We start from the raw sequence: 20,225 nt of genomic DNA on the forward strand, positions 1-20,225 counted from the left end.
ACAGAGAACCAATATGAGTGAATCAGAAAACAAACAAGACCAATATCACAAGGTTCGCATGGAGCGAAAAAAAGCCCAAATTGATGCCTCTATTGCCCGAGCTTCTGATGAAAAAGGCATACTCGTTGTCATTACTGGCAATGGTAAAGGCAAATCAACTTCAGGCTTTGGTATGGTTGCCCGTGCTTTAGGTCACGGAATGAAAGTGGGTGTTTGCCAGTTTATTAAAAGCCGTACCGATACGGGTGAGGAAGCTTTTTTTAAACAACAACCTAATTGCGAATGGCATGTATTAGGTGACGGTTTTACTTGGGACACTCAAGATAGACAACAAGACATTATCACATCTGAAAAAGGCTGGGAAATCGCCACTAAAATGTTAACCGATCCAAGCTATGATTTAGTCGTCTTAGATGAACTCACTTATCTATTAAGTTATGAATATCTAGATAAAAACGTAGTACTCGATACCATTCAAAATCGTCCAGAGATGCAACATGTTGTGGTAACTGGTCGATCAGCGATTTCTGAATTACGCGATTTAGCCGATACGGTTTCAGATATTAAAGATGAAAAACACGCCTATACAAATGGTATTAGAGCTCAAAAAGGTGTGGATTTATAATGAGTTTTCAATCTTATTTATTTCAGCTCCTCAATATTGAGAAATGCGATGCTTAATTGGGATAGGCTTATTACCGTGCGCTTGCTAGTTCTGCACTTACTGGGTTTATGTTTGATTTTTATAAATTCCCAGGCCTGGTCTGCCGATTCTATGCCAAAACACCGCATTATCTCTTTGGCACCGCATATTACAGAGCTGGTTTATTCTGCTGGTGCAGGTCAGTATCTAGTTGGTGTGAGTGACTATTCAGACTACCCTAACCAAGTCAAACAGCTCCCTTCTGTGGGTAATTCTCACGCCATAAACATAGAAGCCATATTGGCGCTTAAACCCGATTTAATCATTGCATGGAAGTCATCTATTAGGCCACAAGATATTGCCAAATTAAGGTCACTCGGATTAGAGGTTTGGTTAACACAGATACAAACTTTGCAAGATATTCCAAATTTTATCAGTCAAATTGGTCAACAAGCAGGCACTGCTACATTTGCAAACCACCAAGCCCAAAGGTTAAGCTCAACCTTAAATCAATTAAAAGCTATTTATAGCCAAAAACAGCAAGTTTCTGCATTTTATGAGGTTTGGCAAAAACCCTTAATGACCGTTAATGGCAAACAGTTTATTAGTTTGGCGATGAATGTTTGTGGAGCAAAAAATGTCTTTGCAGACCTACCCATTTTAGCGCCAGAAATTAATGTTGAAAGCGTGATTCAACGCAACCCAGACGTATTTTTAATAGGTGGGCAAAAAGAGTTTCAAAATGGTTGGAAACAACAATGGCTAGAATATCCATTTTTGGATGCGGTTAAAAACCAACAAATTTATCTTTTGAATAATGATTTATACCAAAGACCAACTGCACGTTTTATTGAGAATTTGCCTGACTTATGTAGGCTAATTGACCAAGCAAGAGAAAAACCGACTCTCAATAAACCGTAACATAAGAACGAGAAAATGTTTGAAGAGAAGATACGTTTTTAAAAATTAAGCGTTATTGGCAAAAATCAAAAAATAGAGCATATAACCACCATACATAACCACCATAACAATACTCATTAGCGTTATGGGTCTTAAGCCTTTTTGCTCAACCACTATGCCCTGCTGTTCTAATTTACGATTACGGATTTTTTGTTTAATTAACCAGTAAAAAAAATAAATTATGGCCATTAAGGTAAGGTATTTAAGCATAGTAATCAGTGGTTAATTTGGAGTTAACAAGTTACGAACTTGCTTTAGGTCTTCTGCTGTATCCACACCAACACCGGCATCACACAACGCATCTAACACCAAAATATTCACGCCATGCCAAAGCACACGTAATTGCTCTAACTTTTCTACATGTTCAAGTTCACACTCTGGCCAAGCCACATACTGCTTAACAAAACCTGCACGGTAAGCGTACAAACCAATATGGCGTTTATACGCCCAATTAGTTGGCAAAGTTTTAACCTCTTGAGAAAAGGTATCACGAGACCAAGGTAATGGTGCACGGCTAAAGTTAATGGCGTAGTTATTAACATCTCTAGAAACTTTTACAGCGTGCGGATCAAACACCGTTTCAACAGAATGAATTGGCTCGCATAAAGTCGCCATTTGAATGTGTGAATGAGTTTCTAAACCTTCGGCAACTTGGTGAATTAATTCCGCAGGCAACATGGGCTCATCACCCTGAACGTTTACAATAATTTCATCGTCGGCAATGCCAGAAAGTTCAATAACTTCAGCAATACGCTCTGTACCTGACTGGTGTTGGTCACCTGTCAAACAGACTTCGGCACCAAAAGCTTCACAGGCCTGCTTCACTTGCAAGGACTCTGTGGCAATAATAATACGTTCCGCCCCCGACTGTTTAGCTTGTAACCAAGTCCATTGAATCATCGGTTTACCGTGAATATCCATCAATGGTTTACCCGGTAAACGGCTTGATTCAAAACGTGCAGGAATAATAATGCAAAATGACATATAAAGAATCTACGTTAGCCGTTAGCTTTTTTGTTTACGAAAAGTTTCAGCTTCTTCAGAAGTTAGCTGACGTGCTTCATCTTCAAGTAAAATTGGAATACCATCTCTTACCGGAAATGCCAAATTGGCTGCGGTTGAAATCAACTCTTGGTTTGCCTTGTCAAAGATAAGTTTGGTTTTACTTACTGGGCAAACTAAAATTTCTAATAATTTAGGATCCATTTTCTGCTCTTATATTGGTTAAGAATTTATTGTGAAACGCTTTCAACAATTGTATTAACGATTGAATCAACAATTGCTACATCACATTCTGGCAATACTTCTAAGTACCACCAATGCATTTCTGTTTTAGCAAAGTCGGTACATTTTACCGCATCTTTTTCAGTCATAATTAATGGTTTTTGATCAATTGCTACTGATGACTGACTTAACAGCCGTTGAAAGTCCGATTTTTGGTAAGCGTAGTGATCTTTAAACTCAGTACCATCCACCTGTAAACCAATCTCTTGCAAAGTATTAAAAAAACGTTGCGGGTTGCCAATACCGGCAATGGCCTTAACAGATTGACTGGGGTATTTTTCTAAAAAATCGGCAACACTGAGCGCTACTGCCGGATTACCAACCAATCTAAAAGCATGTGCTTTTAATTGCATGCTTACCGCTTTTTTTTGATTGAACGCCAATTGCGGAATCGGCTGATTGACCGATAAACCATTCCACACGGTAAAATCGACTTTTTCTATGCGGGAAAGAGGCTCACGTAAAGGGCCAGAAGGAATGCAACAAGCATTGCCAAACTGACGTTGTGCATCAATTAACACAATCTCAATATCACGCTGCAAGGCGTAATGCTGCAAACCATCGTCACTAATAATAACATCGCATTTGGCTTTTTGGTTTAACAACGCCAATGCCTCTACTCGTTTCGGTGATACCGCCACCGGGCAACCTGTTTGTTTAGCTAACATTAAAGGCTCATCACCACACTCGGTTGCTAAACTCTGATTAGTTACCCAATACGGCCAGTGTTTATTTTTAGCCCCATAACCGCGGCTAATAATACCCACCGCTAAATTCTGCTTTTGCAATTGATTGGCTAGCCAAATAATAAAAGGCGTTTTGCCTGTACCACCCACCACAATATTACCCACTACGATTACAGTGGCATTAGTCTGTTTTAATGGTGGTTCGGCTTCAAAACGTTTTAAACGGCGAGCAGCCTCCCAGCATACTAGCTTTGATAAAGGGAGCAACAGAGTACTTTGCCACTGTTTCTTTTTCCAAAATGTAGGCCAACTCACTGAAAATAGGTTCCTTGCTCAGATGTTAAACAGGAGTGATGATACCATTTACGCTGTTTTTTGCGAGCTTGATAACGCAAAATGGTACTGCTTTGATTCATTTCAAAAGAAAGACCACCAGAACAGGCGGTATTCCACCAAGATATGGATGGCATTCTTTGCTGCTTTAAACGTTTAACAACTTGCAATGAAGGAAAATGATAACGATTTAAATACCCTGAAGAAAATACCACTTTGTTAGGTTGTACAGCATTTAACCAGGCCTGTGAAGTTGACGTTTTACTACCATGATGACCTGCGACTAATAAGTTGGCTTTTAATATATCTACATGACTAAATTTCTTTTGATTTTGCTTTTGATTTTGATTTCGCTCAGATGTATTAGATTGATAATATTTAATTAGATATTGTTCACCCTTTTCACTTAAATCACCCGTAATTAACCAGGCCTGGTAATTATTGCTCACCTTTAAAACACAGGACAAATCATTATCAGATTTTAATGGGGATTTAGAGTCAATAAAAGGCGATAAAACCTCAAATTTAATTCCATCAAAAGACCAAGATTGCCCTGCATGGCACTGGGTAAATATAGGTTGTTTGCTAAGATTTACATTAGATAAAAATGACATTTGATCATTTAACGTTTTGTTGTCTTGATTAAGCTTTTTATTTAACTGTTGATTGACTTGTTTAGGTTGACCACTTACGGCTTGAATAATCTTAAACGCCTGATAAACACTGGGCGTACCGCCAGCGTGGTCAATATCGCTATGGCTTACCATCAATAAATCAATTTTTTGCCAACCCTGAGCTTTTAAATAGGGAATCAACGCCACTTTAGCCGCATCCGTATTAGCTCCCCAGGTTGCTCCCGTGTCATACACTACAACATGATTGGCCGTTTCAATCACAATCGATTGGCCTTGCCCAACATCTAAGATTGTTAACCAGGCCTGGTAATTTTGATTTATAGAATTTTTATTCAAATCTCCAAAATCACTTAATGGTCGTTCTGCAGAATACGGATACAAAGCTACCACCAAAAAATAGCCCAAAACAAATAATAAGAAATAACCTCGACTATAAATGATTTTTTGCTGAATTGGTTTTTGATAATAGTTAAAAAGCCAAATAAAAAGCAATAAAACACCACTCACTGCAAACACCCAAAACAGAGAATGATGGCTTGTTACCATGTTAAGATTTTCGTGATTTGCAAGCCGAGTAAGTTTAGTGATTTCAATTAAATAATCCCAAAGTTGCTGCCAAAACCAATCTATGATTTCAAGCAAACTATCCGCCAATTTTGTAGAGAACACACTACTACCTATCACAACAATCAAACCCGGTAATCCAATAATTGTTACAAACGGCACGGCAACCAGATTAGCCAATAATCCGTAGATCGGTACTTGATAAAAACTATATAAAAGAAACGGAGCTAACCCAGCGGTTAACATAACTTGCATGGCAATCAACTTTTGCCAGTTTTTCTTGTCTTGAAAAAGTTTCAAACCCACAAAAATAAATGACACCGCCAAAAAAGAGAGCCAAAAGCCATTACTTAAAACCGCTCGTGAATCCCAAACAACCACTAAAAAAGCGGCCATGGCTAAAGCACTCCAAGGTTGAAATTGGCGCCTAACCAATAAAAAACCTAATACCGTTGCCACCATAATCCAAGCTCTTTGGGTTGGAATACTTGCTCCTGAAATAAACAGATACACTGTGGCAAATACCAAACCGCCTATCGCCCCAAACGTAGGTAAAGTAATGCTTTGATAACGGTAAAAAATCCATCGCCACATTAACTTAAACACCAAAAAACCCATTAAAGCGACGATACTCATATGAAGACCAGAAATCGCCATGAGATGAATCGTGCCTGTCTGCTGAAAAAGCATCCATTGTTGGTTATTAATCGCCGATTTATCTCCCACCAAAATGCCTAAATAAATCGCTTTAAAGGGACTGTTGGCAAACAATTTATCAAGGTAGTTAACAGCACTCGCTCGCCACACTCGCCAGTTTAAAGAAGAGGCCTCTTCTAACTTAATTGCCGTATTTTGAGTCTTCGATTTAGAAGCTGCGTTAGCATGATTATGAATTAAGGAATCCTTAATCAGCAAACCTGAGACCGTTGCTTTAGCACTGATATGGTTTTGAAATAACCAAGCTTCATAGTCTCTCCCAGCTATATTCATAGAGGCATGATTGGCTTTTAATTTGGCGTAAAACCGCCAAGCTTGACCAACCTTGGGCAGATTATATTGTTTCAATAAGGTTTCATATTCAGCATTATCTAAATACCAAGAGAGCTTAATGATTGGTTGATTGATATACCAGGCCTGGTAAATCCTGTCGCTATCCAGGTTTGTGTTGATAGCATAAGTTGGTTTTTTAGTGGTTTTAAAGGAAGGGGCTTGACGGTTTGCAACATCGATATTAGCTAAAGTTGCCTTAAACGAGATTTTGGTAAAATGTGAACTTTTTACCACCTCCGGAAGACTTAACACCTTAATATCTAAAATATTTTTATGATTAAAAACTTCTTGCGGAATTTTTGGCGAAAAAAAAGCCTGCCAGAAAACCAAATTCATCCCTATAATGACACTCAACAATAAATGAAAAAGTCGATTTTTTATAGAAACGGTAAATAGGCTTTGCTCAACGGTTTGAGTACGTTTTGTGAAATAAAAATGGTGTGATTTATGGAAAGCAATAAACCACAAAATCCAGGCCATTAAAACTACCAATACCCCACCCACCCATAAAGGTGGAAATTGAGGCACTTGGTAACATAGAATAACGGTTACCAAAAAACCTAAAACAAACTGAATAAACATGCCCAAAAAATACATTAAACGCTACCTACCTACACCAGACAAAATAAAAAAAATGAAAGGTTTGGGATTTTTAGGCACATGGCTTCATAATCCAAACATCTGGCATCTCAACAGACACTCTGTTTCTAAGGCATTTTTTATTGGTCTATTTTGGATGTCTATTCCCATCCCATCTCAAATGGTGGCCTCAGCCCTTACTGCGATTTTATTTAGAGCTAACTTGCCGTTAAGTGTTGCTTTAGTATGGATAAGTAACCCACTCACAATGCCACCCATTTTTTACTTTAACTACTTAGTTGGGTCATTTATTTTAGGTGATGAAGCCCAAGAAACTCTGAATTTTGAACTCAGCTGGCACTGGATTGTAAATGTGTTAGGTGAGCTTTGGCTGCCTTTATATCTAGGCAGTATTGTTGTTGGCTTAGTGTTAGGTCTCGCCTCTTACCTAGGGATTAAATTGCTTTGGCGACACCATGTGTATAAAAACTGGGTAGCTAGAAAACACTCCAAACAAAATAGTAAGTAATAAACAATATTGCATAAGAAATAAAACCTATTACACTATTCTACACTTCATTCTGTTATCAATTTATTAAAAAATTCGTTAACAATTCCCATTTTATAGTATCTTATCACTACTCTAACTACGTTAAATTTCATACAATACTAGTTAAAGATTTAATAACTGCCGAAAATCTAAATATACAAAATGAGTGAAAAAAATGACAAAAAAAGAGATCATCGCACAGTTAAGAGCTGCTAAAACAGCCCACATTCAATGGCGTGCTTATGCCCAAGCTCTTGTATCAGGTTTTTCTATCGACCAAAACCTCGTTCCAGTGATACATACCAATTGTAAATTTGGGCAATGGTATTATGGTCAAGGGCAAATATTGGCTAATTTAAACAATTATTCTGCCATTGATAAACCTCATGCCATGCTTCACCAGGTATATATGGAAATCTATAAAGTCATGTATTCAAAACCTAAAAAGGGCATTTTAGGAGGCATGTTCAACTCAAAAGAAAAGCAACGTGCAAAAAATGAAAAGAAAGCACAAGAATTAATGCAAAATTTAATTTCTATTTCTGAAGAGTTACTTGCTGCAATTAATAGCTTAGAACAAGAAGTTATGAGTATGTCAGATGAAGAGCTAAGCACCCTTTATTAATAACGTGATTGGTAACTTGGTAATTGAGTTGTTTAGAACAGTAAAAAACGAAAAACTTTATTAGAAAATTAGTTTTTTTTTGAATTTAAATCCCATTTTTAAATTACTCAACTCATTCCTCAATCCATAAAAATGAGTTTGCAGGCAAATTTAATTTACGATTATTGATAGTTATTTTTTACTTATGTGGAATTCGTTTTTTAAACCATTCCACCAAGTCTGCAGCTGGCATAGGTTTGCCATGTAAATAACCTTGAGCAATATCACACCCCATGCCTTTTAATATCAGCTCTGTTTCTCGATCTTCTATACCTTCTGCAACAATTTTAAGCCCTAAATTATGCCCCATACTGATTAAATCTTGAGTAATTGATCGAGTACGATAATCAACTAACAGGCGATCAACAAAAGATTTGTCAATTTTCAACTCATTGAATGGCATTTTTTTAATATTTGATAATACTGCCGAACCTGTTCCAAAATCATCTATAGATAATTGAAAGCCTTTCAGTCTTAATCTAGCGAGAATATCGAGCCCTGTTTTAATTTGTAAAATAGCTTTGCTTTCAGTCACTTCTACAATAATTTTACTTGGTGACAATAAAGAATTTTGTACTAAATTATTTAGGTTATCTGGAAAATTTAAATCATCTAAATCAAGTGCGGATACATTTATAGAGATGGTAAAATCCCCTAAAAATCGCAAGTGATTTATATACGCTTCAACTACGCCACTTAATACACATGATAGTAACAACTTTGTCATGTGATATTTTTCAGCTACCTGTATAAAACGGTCTGGATAAATTAATCCACCATCCTTATCTAGCAACCTTACCAATGATTCAACACCATTTAATTCGCCTTTTAACATACAAATTTGAGGCTGAAAATGCACTTCATAACGACCTTCTTGCAGAGCATCTAAAACTTCTTTTCGGCTTAATAATTGACTTTTTGGTTCGCTCAAACTAACAACATTTTCATTAAGATTTAATGAATCAAAATCCTGATTAGATAAAATTTCAGCTACTTTTTGTAAACTAAAAGGTTTACTAATTGGGTCTAGTAGATTTAACCCTGATTCATCCGCTAAAACCCGAGCCGTTTCTAGTACAGCGGCATCAAATCCACTCATAAGAACAACATTACCACTAAAGTTTTTCTCAGCTAATATCCTTAATATCTCTATACCATCTAGTTTTGGCATATTAAGATCCAAAAATAATATTTTTATCATCGGATGTTTATTAAACGTGACTTCAAAATCCATTGGATTATCTGTATATACCGCAACAAGATCCTGCATTTCAGCAACTTCAGCTATTAACTCTCCATACGAAATTTCATCATCCAATATGAATACTTGTGCTGTCATAGAACATCTCCAAATGCATTTAATTTTTCATATAATGCTTTTTTAATTTGGCTTCTGTTGTAAGGTTTTCTTACAAACGTCATATCAGGATCAAATCCATATTGTTTTTTCAACATTTCTTCAGAAAAACCACTCGTTAATATAACTTTAGTTGCCATATTGCTTTGTTTCACTTTTTCATAAAGCCCTAAACCATCAAGCTCTCCAGGCATTACAATATCTGAAAACACTAAATCATACGGTTCGGCCTGTAACTTTAACCAAGCGTCATCTCCAGAATAAACAACATCACATGCAACCCCTTCAAAAGAGATATATTCAGTTAACACTTCAGCAAGATCAACTTCATCATCCACCACTAAAATTTTCATTCCTTCTAAAGATTTTTCAACAATTTCAGTCTGTTTTTGCGGCTGATTTACTACCATTTCATCTTCTAATAAAACAGGCAGATAAATATGAATACTTGTTCCTTTATTAAGCTCGCTATAGATACGTAAATGGCCTTGAGACTGTTTTACAAAACCATAGATCATAGCCAAACCAAGCCCAGTTCCTTTACCCTTTTCTTTTGTTGTAAAAAATGGTTCTAAAACTTTATCAATAAGCTCCTTTGGTATACCTGAACCAGTATCACTAAACTCTATCAAAACGTATTGACCAAGTGCTACCTCATCTCTTAATTGACTGGTGTAATCCTCATCCAACTCAACCAATTCTGTTTTAATGAAAATATCACCGCCATTTGGCATAGCATCGCGAGCATTAACAGCAAGATTAATTAAACAGTTAATTAACTCATTTGGATCAATTTTAACGTTAGGTAAAGAACCTTCTGAAATATAGTGAATTCGAATACGCTCTTTTACAGAACGATAAAGCATCTGTAAGACATCTTTCATTAATAAGTCTAAGTCAACCGTCTCTATACTCAACGCTTTTTTACGTGAAACAGAAAGTAACTTTTGGGTTAAATCAGCCGCACCTAATAAAGCATTATTTAGTTTACTTACTCTTTTAAGAGCTTTTTCATCACCGGCTAAATTCATTTCTAACAATTCAAGATTACCCATTGCAATACCTAACATATTGTTAAAATCATGTGCAATTCCACCAGTTAACTGCCCTATCGCTTCCATTTTTTGTACTTGGCGCATATTAGCTCGATGCTCAATAATACTGGTAACATCCCTTAGCATTACAATGGCTAAAACTTCATCACCTAAAACGACTGGCACTATTTTTACTTCTAATAAAACAACGGTTCCATCAACTCTTTCAAAAGAAAAAGCGTCATCTTGTTCTATAGCAATTTTTTGAGGGTTTAAAAAATAATCGGCCATAGTTTGAAACTGCATTTTTGTAAATATTCCTGGAAGCATATTTTCAAAAGGTTGGTTTTTAATCTTTGCTTCTTTAAGGTTTAAAATTTCTTCAGCAGCATTATTTGCTACTTCAACACACCCAGCTTTATCTAGTATTAATATACCTTCGGGCATTGATTCAATTAAAGCTTCAAAACGTTTATTGAACTTAAGCAAAGTCCATTCCCGATCAGTAAGGTTTTGAATTGTTTTCGTCAAACGATTAGCAATACCTAAAGAAATAAGAACAATTATGATCAATAAAAAAGCAATAAAATAAACCCAATAAGCTTGCCAACCGGACTCTCCTGAAAGAGATGCTAATGAGCGTTGACCTAAAATAATCCATGGCATATCTTTGGCGTAGTTATTTAACAACGTTGAAGATTCACCAGTTAATCCATTTCCTGTTCTGCCATAAATCCGATGGACAACATAAAAAACACCGTCATATTCAAAGCCTTCATCATCAATAACATGTTGTATTTTTTCCCACAATTTGGGATTTTTTACAGCCAATGTATTATCAGGCTGGTCATACATAAACCCCCAATTTTTCTCTGGAGAGTCACTTAAAAAGTAATAACCTTGTTGATTCATAACAGAAAAATGTTTATCTGTAGCAGAGCTAACATCTGTGACAAGTTTTGTTATTTGCTGCAACAGAATAGTCGCATTAAAGTTGAGTATTACATACCCCAATTTTTTACCTTGTGAATCTTGCAATGAAGTCACAAAGCGTATTGTTGGGTTGATTGGTTTTTCAATAACACCACGCTCTACATTTAAGTCAAATACAGATTGATAGATTTCTCCAACACGGTAGTCTTGAGCTTCAATAAAATAGTACCGGTCGGATTTGTTTTGCAAATCTTTCTTAGCAACTAATTCAGAATGCCCCCCCTTTCTATTTACTCGTACCACTTCTTGACCTTGTAAATCGAGATACCTTAGTTGAGAGTAATTTGTATGATTTTTAGAAAAATTAAGGATATGCTCTTCTAAATCAGCCCTTTTTTTAGGGCTCGGTTTTTGAAAATAGGCAATTGCTTCATTCTCACCTGCTAAGTACATAAGGTCAGAATTAATAATACTAAAATCATTTTGTATTAATTGTGCGATCTGTAAATTAGTAGAAATAATGTTATTTTTTTCTCTATTTTCTCCCTGGACTTTATCCATTTGAAAAATAATAAGCATTAAAATAATAACAATAAGTAACGTAGGTAGGAAAAACTTTAGATTTACAAATTTTGGCATATAATTCATCTTTTGAATTTAGTCAGCTTATTTCATTTTATTGAATCTCGATAAAATAAAAACAGCAGGATTAATTAGAAGTACGATGTATATGGTAAATATCTTTCTTGTCATAATAACACCCCCAAACATAATAACCCCTTATTTTTAAATCGTTTTTTTTATAGAAAGTAAAATTAATTTTATAATATTTTTATTGTAAACAAAGCTGGTGAACCTAGTTAGAATTTTAAAAAAAGGCTTTTTATGAATTTTATAAACAAAAAAACCGCTTACATTTACGAACATAAGCGGTTTTATTAAATTTTGTAAATTTACAGAAAATATGTTTTTTTTTTATTAAAACTTAAATCCCAAATTCTTCTTTAATTTGGTCAACCCAGTCGTCAACGCGACTAGCCGTGAGTTCTGGTTGCTGGTCTTCATCAATACCTAAACCTACAAAGAATTCTTCGTCTTCAGTTACGGCTTTTGATTCATCAAACTCAAAACCATCGGTTGAGGTATAACCTGCTGGTGTAGCACCGTTTTCAACGGCGATGTCATGCATCATCCCCATTGCGTCTAAAAAGTATTCTGAGTAATCGGCTTGGTCACCTAAACCAAAACAAGCCACGGTTTTACCCGTAAAGTCGATGCCTTTAAAGTCTTCCCAAAAATCATCCCAGCTACTTTGCAACTCACCATAATACCAAGTCGGTTGGCCTAGAATAATTTTGTCGTATTTTGCAAAATCATCTGCACTAGCAGAAGCGATATCGTGTACTTCACAAATATCTGCACCCACTTTGTCTTTAATCATGTCTGCAACACGTTCTGTATTACCTGTATCCGTTCCGTAGAATAGGCCAACTTTACTCATTTGATTACCCTTTTAAACATTTAATTTTTTAGTAGAATGTTAATCTACTATTTAGATACATTATTAAGAAAACCCAACGTAAATCAACGTTAAATAGTAAATAATTGAATATTAGTTGATAACAAACAACTTATTCTAAAGCTTTACTTATGCTTAATAACTATTACTTATAACCTGATTTGAATAATAGCACAGTGCTATTTATTTAAGAATTTACTTATTTTATACATTCACATGAAAAAAACTAATCAAATAGACTGCTTTAAATGCCAATATTTTTATATTACTTGGGATACCCACGCTCCTAGAGGATGCAAGGCGTTTGGTTTTAAAACCAAACGTATACCAAGCCATGTGGTATTTGAAACTTCAGGAGAGGAGTGTTTAAAGTTTTGCCCCAAAAAAGAAGCTTCAGCACAAAACAAAAAAACGGGATGGATTGCTTAACTAGCCCTCCCTTTATCTGTCAAATATTTGTAAAATCCAAACTTAAAACTAATCAAGTAAACCGTTTCATTTGTTCAAGTCTAATTTAACCGCTTTTATTTTCTGTACGCTATTCATGATAGTTTTAGCCTCAAAGGTTGCAACCAATCCATTCGCACTAGAAGTGTGCTATTGAGAACCAATATATTTCTCTATTTTTTGCCATATCAAAAAAACATATAGTTAAAGTGCATAACTAGGTTGAAAAAATCACGTACATAAAACCATAAAATTTTACTTAAATCCGTATTCTAGGCTTAACTGGAATGCAATCTGCTTAAACCGAGGCTTAATTACACTATTAAGAAAACTCAAAAATGACTCAAAAAAACCATTCTCAGGAAAACAAATCTTATATTAATTACCTCCCAGCAGTAAAAGGCTATATTGACGAACTCGAGCACCAGGATTTATGGTGGAGTACGGTTGGCATGGTTGGCAAAATTAATAATGAGAACATTGATGCTCAACTGTTAGTTTCAATTGTTGAAACTCAAAAAGAGTTTCAAAATTTAAGAGACATTATGATTTCTGAATTGATTGGTCGTTACTTAAACCAGGCAAATAGTGAAATTATGCTAAAAGCTCAAACTACGATAGATATATTAATTCGTAACTTATTTGAACGAACCGCAGACGTAGGTTTTTTAGCGACGGATGATGACCTTGTCGAGTTTATGGCTAAAGAGCATATTACCCCAGAAGATGAAGCCTTTATTGATCAACGTATTCAGGAGTATGTGGCTAAATACTCGGTTTATGACGATATTATCCTAGTCAAACCAAATGGTGAAGTTAAGGCAAAATTAAATAAGTCTAACCCAGTAAAACATTCAACAGATCCTTTGATTAAAAAAGCGTTAAATACACAAGAAGACTATGTAGAAGTTTTTCGTAATTCAGACTTATTCGCAAAAAAATCGTCTTTGATTTATGCAAAAAAAATCACTCAAACCAATCCCAACGGAACTGAGCAAAACCTTGGCGTTTTATGCCTAAGTTTTAACTTTGATGAGGAAATGAATGGGATATTTGATTCACTTGACAACGAAACAGGCTATACCTTGATGCTTTTCGATGAAGAGCAAAAGGTTATTGCTTCTAACAACCGTAAGAATTCTCATAGTAATAAGTCAGCCACTGCTTTTACAAAAAACTCATCCCCCGAAAGAGTGGGAAATACACTAAGGTGCTCAACCACAACAACAGGCTACCAAGGTTTTTTTGGTTTACCATGGATTGGGTATGCTGAAATTGAAATGAATGATGCCTTTAAAGATAAACACAACAAAAAAGATTTGGGCATTGAAATACCGAGTGAATCGCCTCTTTATTTAAAAGATTTAGAACAAACTAATCTAAAAGTAAGCACCCTACTTTTAACCGTTATTCTAAACGGAAAAATTATGTCTTTAAAAAGAGAGGTAAAATCATTCTTGCCTATACTGGATCGCTTTCAAGTGATAAGTTTAGAAATTCAGGATATTTTTTCTCGTTTTATCAGACACATTCATCAAGTTTTGATTGATACCATTCAATCAAAAACGTCATTTAGTGCGGCCTTATCGATTGATGTTATGGATAGAAACCTTTATGAAAGAGCTAACGATTGTCGTTGGTGGGCATTAAATAGTAGTTTTAGACGAATCTTAACCACAAACCATAAAACGGGGAATATTACCCCAGAAAATAGTCAAAAACTAACTAAAGTACTTAGTTATATAAACAGCCTCTATACGGTTTATACCAATATTATTCTGTATGACAATTCTGGCAAAATACTGGCCGTTTCAAATGAATTAGAAAACCATATCGTGGGAACGATTATGCCTCGGCCTGCCGAGACGGCACGCTGTTTAAAACTACAAAACACGCAATCTTACACAGTATCAGATTTTCACAAATCTGAGCTGTATGATAATGAATATACTTACATTTATCATGCACCAGTAAAAGCTTGGGAGGACTTAAATACTAACGTTGGTGGAATTGCTCTAGTATTTGACTCTAAACCAGAATTTAGTGCAATGCTAAATGAAACCCAACCCAAGTATCTAAATGATGCAATCAATCAAACCACTTTTAGTGCCTATATTGATCGCGACGGAAAGGTTATATCCTCTACAAATCCTGTTATAAATCCAGAGGATACACTCAACATACCAAAAAAGGTGTTAGAAGCACAAAATGGGGAAAATGATACTATTGCCTGGATATGGAATAACACGACCTATCTTGTAGGTTATAAAGTCAGTAATGGTTATCGAGAATATAAAAATGGCGATGGCTATAAAAATGATGTTATCGCCCTTGTATTAACTGGCATTTAATACCTGCCGGTTAACTCAATGCATCTAAAATTTTAGCTTTCTAACAATCTATTGAGAGATGACCACATAAAATACTCGCCTGGATCGGTTTTTCTACCAGGTGCAATATCACAATGCCCAACTAGGTTTTCTCTTTTAATGGTTGGGTAACTTTGCCAAAGAGCTTTAATTAACTGGGATAACGCCTTGTATTGAGAAGCCGTGTAAGGTGTTTGGTCTGTACCTTCTAATTCAATCCCTATTGAAAAGTCATTGCACCGTTCTCGGCCTTCATATTCAGAAACCCCTGCGTGCCATGCTCTTTTATGAAAAGGGACATATTGAATAATTTGTCCATCACGACGAATTAAAGCATGAGCAGAAACCTTTAAATGTTGAATAGTTTGATAATAAGGATGCGCATTAGGATCTAATTGATTAGTAAATAATTGAGTAATGCCTTCACCACCAAATTGGTTAGGCGGCAAACTAATACCATGCACAACGACCAGGCCTGGTAATTCTTGATTTGGTCGTTCATCAAAATTGGGACTTTGAATAAAAACCCCCTGTTCAATTAAGCCGGTTTGTTTGTTTACTCTAATACTGTTAAGTGAGTCTTGTTGTGTATTTTGCTGCATTTACTTTCTTTTGGTTTTTATGATTATGTTATTAGCTCACTTTGTAACGGGCATAAACAAAAGCGATGTACAGTAAATTATATAGATATGAATAATACGTATTTAGATACTTTAAAATCTATATAATACACTGGTTATAATACTCTCCGTATCATACAACTCATTATATAAAACTCACAGTTTTATCTAGTTACCCAAAACCATCAAAGCCAAAATAAATAACAACTATGAATGACATTAACTATTTTGAGAATATAGAAGAAACCGTTACTACCGCCTTAGATGAAGATATAAAAACCGGCGATTTAACTGCCGGTCTCATCCCTCCAAACATTCAAGCGGTTGCCAATATTTATTGTCGTGAAAAAGCCATTATTTGCGGTCGTCCTTGGTTTGATGAAGTCTTTAGGCAAGTAGACGAAGACCTTACAGTAGATTGGCTGTGTGAAGAAGGTGAAGAGGTTGAAATAGACCAATTAATCTGCACAATAAAAGGTTCTGCAAGAAACATATTAACTGCAGAACGCACAGCGTTAAATTTTTTACAAACTCTGTCTGGCACTGCAACGACAACCTCTGAGTATGTTAAACCTCTAATTAACACAAAAACCAAGCTATTGGATACACGTAAAACTTTGCCGTGCCTACGTTTAGCTCAAAAATATGCCGTTGCTTGCGGTGGTGGTCAAAATCATCGTATAGGTTTGTATGATGCAATTTTATTAAAAGAAAATCACATTATTGCCGCTGGTGGAATTGCTGAAGCAATTGGTTTAGCTAAATTTCAACATCCTGGTAAAACCGTAGAAGTAGAAACTGAAAACCTTAGCGAAGTGCAAGAAGCCTTAGAAGGCGGTGCAGATATTATTATGTTAGACAACTTTACACTCGAAATGATGTATAAAGCGGTTGCCTTGGTAAACCACCGAGCAAAACTAGAAGTATCGGGTAATGTTGAAATTCAACACCTTGCAACGTTGGCTAACACTGAAGTTGATTTCATCTCTACAGGGGCAATTACTAAACATCTACGCTGTATTGATTTATCAATGCGTTTTAAGATGACTAAATCTTAAAAAAGACATAAAAAATACACTTAAACACTTTTAATAAACATTAATATTGTTTATTAAAAACACCCCTTTTCAAACCATTTATTAACACGATGCGGATACTCTAAAGTGCAAGACCATTTACTGTTAAATATTGTATTACTCTTAGCCATAGCGGTGATTACTGTATCGCTTTCTAGAAGGATGCACTTCCCTCCTATTTTAGGTTATATCATTGTGGGTATTATTGTTGGCCCTAATGTATTTGGTTTTATTCAAAAAGAAGAGACCATTAGTCTTTTAGCCGAATTTGGAATTGTATTTTTATTGTTTGCTATTGGTTTAGAGTTCTCTATTTCACAAATGTTTGCTATGCGTAAACAAGTATTTGGACTTGGCACTACACAAGTATTAGTCACCGCCGCCATCATTTATATTATTGGACATTTAGCAGGGCTAGATAGCAATACCAATATTGTTATTGCAGGTGCCTTTGCTCTCTCTTCCACCGCTATTGTTATAAAACAATTAACCGAACAGTCTGAAATTCAGTCACGGCATGGCCGATCGGCAGTAGGTATTTTAATCTTTCAAGATATTATAGCGATACCGCTATTAATCTTAATCCCTGCTTTGGCCATGAGTGGTGATAGTGATAATGCCTTAGCAATGGCTCTTACTATGGCGTTTATCAAAGGCGTTTTGGTGGTTATTATCATGCACCTTATTGGTAAATACTTGCTACGCCCACTGTTTCATGAAGTTGCCTCAGCTAAGTCTCAAGAACTGTTTACCCTTGCCGTTCTTACAGTTGCTTTAGGTGCCGCCGCCTTTACTGAAGAAATGGGTTTATCCATGACTTTGGGGGCATTTTTAGCTGGCATGATGTTAAGTGAAACCGAGTACCGTCACCAAATTGAATCTGACATTAGACCGTTTCAAGATATTTTACTAGGCCTGTTCTTTGTTACCGTAGGGATGCTTATTTCTATTGATGTTTTAGCCAATAACTTTTTGTTAATTATTGCTCTAACTATCAGTATATTTATGGTTAAAGGAGCTGTGCTTTATTTAGTGTCTCGCTTCTTTAATAAAGAAGCTGGAGTATCGCTACGTATTGCCCTCTCTTTATCGCAAGTAGGTGAATTTGGCTTGGTACTAATGACTTTAGCCTTTACTTACAAACTGCTCCCAGAAGAGATGGGCAATATTTTACTGACTGCTGCGGTTTTAAGCATGTCTATCGCCCCATTTTTAGTTAAGTTTAATGGCAAGATTGCAAAAATGATTCATAAAGAATCTTATTCAGCAAATCACAGCGAAATTGAAAACACCATATTAAAAGACAGCCAGCATATAAATGAGCATGTTATTTTGTGTGGTTTTGGGCGTGTAGGGCAAACTGTTGGGCGTTTTTTACACGCTTCTAACCAAGAATTTATGGCTTTAGATATGGACATAAAACGTGTTCATGAAGCCCGTGCTGCCGGTGAACGCGTTTACTATGGTGATGCTGCAAAAGAGACTATTTTGCATGCGGCATCAATTGATAAAGCAAAAGTGATTATGATTACTTTTAGCGACTTTCATGCGTCCATTAAAATCTTAAAAACCATCCGTAGAATAAACAAGAGTATTCCAATACTGGTTAGAACATTGGATGACTCTCACGTTAATGATTTGATTGAAGCAGGAGCAACTGAAGTTATTCCTGATACCTTTGAGTCGAGCATTATGCTCTCTTCTCATTTAATGTTAATGCTTGGCCAACAACCTAGTAAAGTGCTCAGAGCCACAAGAGATGCTCGTAAAGGACGCTATAAACTTCTTGAAAGTGTTTACCCCGGTGAAGATGATAATCCTTTAGAACAGCACCAAGTTATGAGTGGGGTTATTCATAGTGTATTAATAGAAAGCTCTAGCTATGCATTAGGAGCCAAACTTAAGGATTTAGATCTTAGTCAATTCAATGTGAATGTAGATGCCATTAAACGCGGACATGTTCGTGGCGAACATCCTGATGGTGAAACCAAAATGCGTTTAGAAGACCATATAGTATTAAGTGGTTTACCTGAAGACATTAAACGTGCTGAGAAATTTATTCTTTTTGGTAAATAATTGCATCATCAGGCCTTAGTTGAAGGCCTTTAGTCAAAAGTTCTGGCCTATTTTATAAATGGGTTTACTCAACCTAAATGTGCTTAAGATTCAATCCAAATCAAAGAAGCCATGCGCCCTGTTCTACCATCTCTGCGGTAGGAGTAAAAATGTTCTTCATCCTCATAAGAACACAAACCACTTTGGTAAACCTGGTTAACACCAATTTGCTTTAATTCACGTTCTACCAGGCCTGGTAAATCTGCAAGATACTTATTCTGCTGAGTATCTTTTACTTCAAAATAATCCTTATTATCAATATCAATGTCTGCAAAGGCATCAAATACATCTTGGCCTACTTCAAACTGATTTTTAGAGATTGCTGGCCCAATCCAAGCCATTAATTTTTGAGGTTTAACTGGCATGGCCTGAATCGTTTTAGTGACTATATTATCTGCCAACCCTTTCCAACCAGCATGTATTGCGGCAACACAAGTGCCATCCATATCTGTGAGCAAAACAGGCAAACAATCAGCCGTCATAATGACAGAGACCACATTAGGCGTATCTGTCCAACTAGCATCTGCAATGGGTGGTTCTGCAAACCTAGATTCTGAGGTTAAAGCTAAAGCCTTATCGGTATGTTGTTGATTTAACCAAACGGGTTGAGAGGGAAGATGGGCTAATTCAACCAATAAAGCACGATTTTGTATAACCACTTGTTCATCATCATCGACATGAATTGCTAAATTAAAAGAATCAAACGGTCTTAGGCTTTCTCCACCTTTTCGAGTAGTGCAAAAAGCCTTAATATTTTTAGGCACAGGCCAGTTTGGACTAATAAACATCAAAAACCCTTAGTGCTTT

At 35.9% G+C, this 20,225-nt stretch carries 18 protein-coding genes; 8 read left to right on the plus strand and 10 right to left on the minus strand.

The window, feature by feature from the left end:
• Nucleotides 1-13 precede the first annotated feature (13 nt).
• On the plus strand, nucleotides 14-625 hold the full coding sequence (gene cobO / locus ACORJQ_RS08690) for a cob(I)yrinic acid a,c-diamide adenosyltransferase (RefSeq protein ID WP_321323720.1): 612 nt from the start codon (nucleotides 14-16) through the stop codon (nucleotides 623-625).
• A 111-nt stretch (nucleotides 626-736) separates the two neighbouring features.
• Entirely contained in the window at nucleotides 737-1,564 is an 828-nt protein-coding gene (locus ACORJQ_RS08695; protein WP_321323723.1) for a cobalamin-binding protein, read from the plus strand.
• Between the two features lie 45 nt (nucleotides 1,565-1,609).
• Here the strand turns inward: ACORJQ_RS08695 and ACORJQ_RS08700 are convergent, their stop codons facing one another.
• The 5 genes from ACORJQ_RS08700 to ACORJQ_RS08720 are packed head-to-tail and all read right to left on the minus strand — an operon-like array spanning nucleotide 1,610 to nucleotide 6,752.
• The gene (locus tag ACORJQ_RS08700; RefSeq protein WP_321323724.1) at nucleotides 1,610-1,813 is read right to left on the minus strand and encodes a G protein-coupled receptor family protein; all 204 of its coding nucleotides are present in this window, start codon (nucleotides 1,811-1,813) and stop codon (nucleotides 1,610-1,612) included.
• Between the two features lie 12 nt (nucleotides 1,814-1,825).
• Complete coding sequence (gene kdsB / locus ACORJQ_RS08705; RefSeq protein WP_321323726.1) at nucleotides 1,826-2,587, minus strand: 3-deoxy-manno-octulosonate cytidylyltransferase; 762 nt, start codon at nucleotides 2,585-2,587, stop codon at nucleotides 1,826-1,828.
• 21 nt (nucleotides 2,588-2,608) lie between these two features.
• Nucleotides 2,609-2,809: a Trm112 family protein gene (locus ACORJQ_RS08710; protein ID WP_321323727.1), complete on the minus strand. Its 201-nt coding sequence runs from the start codon at nucleotides 2,807-2,809 to the stop codon at nucleotides 2,609-2,611.
• A 26-nt stretch (nucleotides 2,810-2,835) separates the two neighbouring features.
• Nucleotides 2,836-3,888: a tetraacyldisaccharide 4'-kinase gene (gene lpxK, locus ACORJQ_RS08715; protein WP_321323728.1), complete on the minus strand. Its 1,053-nt coding sequence runs from the start codon at nucleotides 3,886-3,888 to the stop codon at nucleotides 2,836-2,838.
• Nucleotides 3,885-6,752 (minus strand): DNA internalization-related competence protein ComEC/Rec2, encoded by a 2,868-nt coding sequence (locus ACORJQ_RS08720; protein WP_321323729.1) that lies wholly within the window; start codon nucleotides 6,750-6,752, stop codon nucleotides 3,885-3,887. The genes lpxK and ACORJQ_RS08720 overlap by 4 nt, the downstream gene beginning before the upstream one ends.
• On the opposite strand from ACORJQ_RS08720, the gene ACORJQ_RS08725 reads away from it, so the two are divergent.
• Nucleotides 6,736-7,263: a DUF2062 domain-containing protein gene (locus ACORJQ_RS08725; protein ID WP_321323730.1), complete on the plus strand. Its 528-nt coding sequence runs from the start codon at nucleotides 6,736-6,738 to the stop codon at nucleotides 7,261-7,263. The two genes, ACORJQ_RS08720 and ACORJQ_RS08725, sit on opposite strands and share 17 nt — an antisense overlap.
• Nucleotides 7,264-7,459: 196 nt before the next feature.
• Entirely contained in the window at nucleotides 7,460-7,909 is a 450-nt protein-coding gene (locus tag ACORJQ_RS08730) for a CZB domain-containing protein (RefSeq protein WP_321323732.1), read from the plus strand.
• Between the two features lie 178 nt (nucleotides 7,910-8,087).
• Here ACORJQ_RS08730 and ACORJQ_RS08735 read toward each other — a convergent pair whose 3' ends face one another.
• From ACORJQ_RS08735 to ACORJQ_RS08745, 3 genes are all read right to left on the minus strand, one after another.
• The gene (locus tag ACORJQ_RS08735) at nucleotides 8,088-9,287 is read right to left on the minus strand and encodes an EAL domain-containing response regulator (protein WP_321323734.1); all 1,200 of its coding nucleotides are present in this window, start codon (nucleotides 9,285-9,287) and stop codon (nucleotides 8,088-8,090) included.
• Nucleotides 9,284-11,911: an ATP-binding protein gene (locus ACORJQ_RS08740; protein WP_321323737.1), complete on the minus strand. Its 2,628-nt coding sequence runs from the start codon at nucleotides 11,909-11,911 to the stop codon at nucleotides 9,284-9,286. Before ACORJQ_RS08740 ends, ACORJQ_RS08735 begins: the two co-directional genes overlap by 4 nt.
• Before the next feature lie 346 nt (nucleotides 11,912-12,257).
• Nucleotides 12,258-12,773 carry a flavodoxin gene (locus tag ACORJQ_RS08745; protein WP_321323739.1) on the minus strand — a complete coding sequence of 172 codons (516 nt, stop codon included), beginning with the start codon at nucleotides 12,771-12,773 and terminating at the stop codon, nucleotides 12,258-12,260.
• Between the two features lie 234 nt (nucleotides 12,774-13,007).
• Here ACORJQ_RS08745 and ACORJQ_RS08750 point away from each other — a divergent pair, with 234 nt between their 5' ends.
• Nucleotides 13,008-13,220 carry a uracil-DNA glycosylase gene (locus ACORJQ_RS08750; protein ID WP_321323740.1) on the plus strand — a complete coding sequence of 71 codons (213 nt, stop codon included), beginning with the start codon at nucleotides 13,008-13,010 and terminating at the stop codon, nucleotides 13,218-13,220.
• 356 nt (nucleotides 13,221-13,576) lie between these two features.
• Nucleotides 13,577-15,589, plus strand: coding sequence for a cache domain-containing protein (locus ACORJQ_RS08755; RefSeq protein WP_321323741.1), 2,013 nt, complete (start codon nucleotides 13,577-13,579; stop codon nucleotides 15,587-15,589).
• Between the two features lie 32 nt (nucleotides 15,590-15,621).
• On the opposite strand, the gene ampD is transcribed toward ACORJQ_RS08755, so the two are convergent.
• The gene (gene ampD / locus ACORJQ_RS08760; RefSeq protein ID WP_321323743.1) at nucleotides 15,622-16,209 is read right to left on the minus strand and encodes a 1,6-anhydro-N-acetylmuramyl-L-alanine amidase AmpD; all 588 of its coding nucleotides are present in this window, start codon (nucleotides 16,207-16,209) and stop codon (nucleotides 15,622-15,624) included.
• A 227-nt stretch (nucleotides 16,210-16,436) separates the two neighbouring features.
• On the opposite strand from ampD, the gene nadC reads away from it, so the two are divergent.
• Both nadC and ACORJQ_RS08770 read left to right on the plus strand, forming a co-directional pair.
• Entirely contained in the window at nucleotides 16,437-17,285 is an 849-nt protein-coding gene (gene nadC / locus ACORJQ_RS08765; RefSeq protein WP_321323744.1) for a carboxylating nicotinate-nucleotide diphosphorylase, read from the plus strand.
• A gap of 105 nt (nucleotides 17,286-17,390) precedes the next feature.
• Complete coding sequence (locus ACORJQ_RS08770; protein ID WP_321323745.1) at nucleotides 17,391-19,379, plus strand: monovalent cation:proton antiporter family protein; 1,989 nt, start codon at nucleotides 17,391-17,393, stop codon at nucleotides 19,377-19,379.
• Between the two features lie 83 nt (nucleotides 19,380-19,462).
• Here the strand turns inward: ACORJQ_RS08770 and pgeF are convergent, their stop codons facing one another.
• On the minus strand, nucleotides 19,463-20,206 hold the full coding sequence (gene pgeF / locus ACORJQ_RS08775; protein ID WP_321323746.1) for a peptidoglycan editing factor PgeF: 744 nt from the start codon (nucleotides 20,204-20,206) through the stop codon (nucleotides 19,463-19,465).
• Between the last annotated feature and the right edge of the window lie 19 nt (nucleotides 20,207-20,225).

The organism is Thiomicrorhabdus sp., assembly GCF_963662555.1.
Taxonomy (GTDB): Bacteria; Pseudomonadota; Gammaproteobacteria; order Thiomicrospirales; family Thiomicrospiraceae; genus Thiomicrorhabdus.